The organism is Microcoleus sp. D3_18a_C4, assembly GCF_036702415.1.
GTDB lineage: Bacteria > Cyanobacteriota > Cyanobacteriia > Cyanobacteriales > Microcoleaceae > Microcoleus.
Genome location: NZ_JAUBTI010000090.1, coordinates 23,925 through 26,698 on the forward strand (window position 1 = coordinate 23,925; position 2,774 = coordinate 26,698).

Consider the following 2,774-nt stretch of genomic DNA (forward strand, 5'->3'; position numbering starts at 1 on the left):
TCGGAACAGGCGAAAAGCCCGTTCTAAAAGACAATTTCTTAGTTGTGGAACGGGCATCTTGCCCGTTCGGAACAGGCGAAAAGCCCGTTCTAAAAGACAATTTCTTAGTTGTGGAACGGGCATCTTGCCCGTTTCTAAAGCTGTGAGAGTAGTGCAAAATCTAAAAATTGCCCAATTACCCCCAATCCTCAATTGTCACCAAATCCATCAAAACCTGTCCATCCCCTAAAGCGGCTGCTGAAGTACGGGCGCCGCTACCGCCTGAAAGCTTGGCTGGCCAGTATCTGTTCGCTACTGAATAAATTCTTTGATTTAGCCCCGCCAGCATTAATCGGTATTGCCGTTGATGTGGTGGTGAAACAGCAAGATTCTATCCTCGCTCAGTGGGGCATAAAAGATGTTTTTTGGCAACTGGCTCTTATTACTCTTTTGAGCGCGATTATTTGGACGTTGGAATCTGTTTTTGAATATGCCTATGATTATTTGTGGCGCAATTTGGCTCAGGATATTGAACACGATTTGCGTCTGGAAGCTTACAGCCATTTGCAGGAATTAGAATTAGCTTATTTTGAAGAACGCAGCACGGGCGGTTTGATTTCTATTCTCAATGATGATATCAATCAACTCGAACGTTTTTTGGACGACGGCGCTAATGAAGTAATTCAGGTAATTACAACGGTTGTTGTGATTGGTGCGGCTTTTTTTGCTGCTTCTCCTGGTGTTGCTGGGCTGTCAATGCTGCCCATACCTTTTATTATTTGGGGTTCGATCGCCTTTCAAAACCGCCTCGCTCCTCTCTATGCTGATGTGCGGGAAAAGGTGAGTTTTCTGAACGGGCAACTGTCGAATAATTTGATGGGAATTACTACTATTAAAAGTTTTACTTCCGAAGATTATGAAATTCAGCGCATCGAAGCACAAAGCCAAGCTTACCGCCAAAGCAACCGACGGGCGATCGTACTTTCGGCCGCTTTTATTCCGCTGATTCGGGTTGTGATTTTCTTGGGGTTTATTGCAACGCTATTTCTGGGCGGTTTGGAGGTTGTGGCGGGCCGGTTGTCTGTGGGAACTTACAGCGTTTTGGTGTTTTTGACCCAGCGGTTGCTGTGGCCGCTGACTCGCCTGGGAGATACTCTGGATCAATACCAGCGCGCTATGGCTTCGACTAATCGGGTGATGAATTTGTTGGATACTCCGATCGCAATTCGCACGGGTGATATCCGGCGGCCTGTTAGTTCGATTAAGGGTGAGCTAGAATTTAAAAATGTGACTTTTTCTTACAATCAAAGAAAGCCGATTTTGCAGTATTTTTCTTTGACTCTGCCAGCGGGAAAAACTACTGCGATTGTTGGGGCTACTGGTTCGGGAAAAAGTACGCTGGTGAAACTAATTTTGAGGCTGTACGAGGTACAGTACGGCAATATTTATCTCGACGGTATAGAATTAAATAGCCTGAATTTAAAAGATTTACGCAGAGCGATCGGATTGGTGAGTCAAGATGTGTTTTTGTTTCACGGTACGGTGGCTGAAAATATTGCTTATGGCAGTTTTGAGGCCAGCAATCGAGAGATAGTAAATGCTGCGAAAATTGCAGAAGCGCACGAGTTTATCGCCCAATTGCCGGACGGTTACAACACTATTGTAGGGGAACGCGGTCAAAAATTGTCGGGGGGTCAGCGGCAGCGAATTGCAATTGCGAGGGCTGTTTTGAAGAATCCGCCGATTTTGATTCTTGACGAAGCTACTTCAGCGGTGGATAACGAGACTGAGGCGGCAATTCAGCGATCGCTCGAACGAATTACCAAGAATCGCACTACAATTGCGATCGCCCACCGTCTTTCTACTGTCCGCAATGCCGATTGCATTTGTGTCATGGATGAGGGGATAGTGGTAGAATCGGGGCAGCACGAACAACTGATCGAACAGGACGGAATTTATGCGGCGCTCTGGCGCGTGCAATCTGGTATAAGATAGAAACGCAGCGGTTTTGGGTAATTGGGAATTGCTCATGGGGAATTGGTAATATCATGTCTGGTAGCATCATAAGTATATGGGCGGGGCGGGTTTATGAGATAATTAGTTTGACAGGTAGATTGTTGGTAAAACCCGCCCCTACGAGAGCGAAAATTATCCGATCGCGAATCAACCAGACCAGATATAGTTGGTAATTTGACTCCTAACTAATGACAACTGCCAACTGCCAACTGCCAACTGACAACTGACTGTAAAATATTAGTTTATACAAACAAGAAGAGAAAATGTTTTTATTTGATAGCCCTGAGTCCAAACCCAACGAAAATAGCTGGAGCCGCAAGTTAGATAAATTTGTGAAAGCTAATCAAAATGAATTGGCTGCTTTAGCTTGGGGGCTATTTCTGGAAAGGGGAGAGGAAAGCGAGGAAATTTTGGCAATTGATATTGCAGAAACTGCGCGTTTTGTGTATTGTAAGAAAGAGGCGGTTGAAGAGTTGAACCGTCAAGTTAAAAGTCATATTCAGGAAGTTGTAGGTGTGTTGAATGCTCACAAGCCTGAGAAGGAAGTGGCGATTTTGGCGATCGGTGAAGGTCAAATTAAGTTGATTCTTTTTGAACCTAAGCCTGAACCTCCTGTTTGTTTTGAGGAAGCTGCAACAGATGTGGATACATTGTTGGCTAAGCTGGAACAGCAGATGGTTGAATGTATGAAATAGCAGTTATGGATCGCGAATTAAATAACTTACAATTTTAATTGTTATTGTGGGATGGGCGTCCCGCCCGTCCTTTTTGGACGGGCG

General features: G+C 45.0%; 2 protein-coding genes. Both read left to right on the forward strand.

Going from position 1 to position 2,774, the window contains the following annotated elements; all coding sequences use genetic code 11:
• Positions 1-192 precede the first annotated feature (192 nt).
• A complete protein-coding gene (locus QUB16_RS26535) occupies positions 193-1,974 on the forward strand; it encodes an ABC transporter ATP-binding protein (RefSeq protein WP_333320780.1) in 1,782 nt (593 codons plus the stop codon).
• A 284-nt stretch (positions 1,975-2,258) separates the two neighbouring features.
• Positions 2,259-2,690: a beta-carboxysome assembly chaperone CcmS gene (gene ccmS, locus QUB16_RS26540; RefSeq protein WP_333055796.1), complete on the forward strand. Its 432-nt coding sequence runs from the start codon at positions 2,259-2,261 to the stop codon at positions 2,688-2,690.
• The last annotated feature ends 84 nt before the right edge of the window (positions 2,691-2,774 follow it).

Bases quoted from the DNA above. Each gene is read 5' to 3' on its own strand.
- ccmS (WP_333055796.1), top strand. From the start codon at position 2,259: ATGTTTTTATTTGATAGCCCTGAGTCCAAACCCAACGAAAATAGCTGG.